Origin of the sequence: Pseudomonas sp. BW16M2, assembly GCF_014268865.1 — a bacterium.
Classification (GTDB): Bacteria; Pseudomonadota; Gammaproteobacteria; order Pseudomonadales; family Pseudomonadaceae; genus Aquipseudomonas; species Aquipseudomonas peradeniyensis.
Map to the genome: position 1 here is coordinate 1 of NZ_JABWRI010000096.1, position 269 is coordinate 269.

The following is a 269-nucleotide window of genomic DNA, read 5'->3' on the forward strand; positions in this document are numbered from 1 at the left end:
ATCAGGGCACCGATGTACGTGCGCGTGGCCGCCAGGCGCTCGAGGCGAGGGTAGAAGCCATGGACGCTGGTGAAGGGACCGGTGCTTGGCACGGCGTATTCCAGGACCTCGTCGAGTTGCAGGCGGTCTGCGTGCATGGCCCGGCCCACGCTGGCGGGCGCTTCGCGGGCCGCTTTCAGGTCGAGTGCGAGGAAGCGGCTGGTGAGCTCGGGGTCGTTGTTCGCGATGGCGTGCTTGTACTGGTCCAGCACGGGCTTGGGCCAGGGATC

General features: G+C 68.0%; 1 protein-coding gene. It reads right to left on the reverse strand.

What is annotated here, in order from left to right; all coding sequences use genetic code 11:
- The coding region (locus HU735_RS26880) for a hypothetical protein (RefSeq protein ID WP_186716500.1) at positions 1-269 on the reverse strand (269 nt) is incomplete at both ends.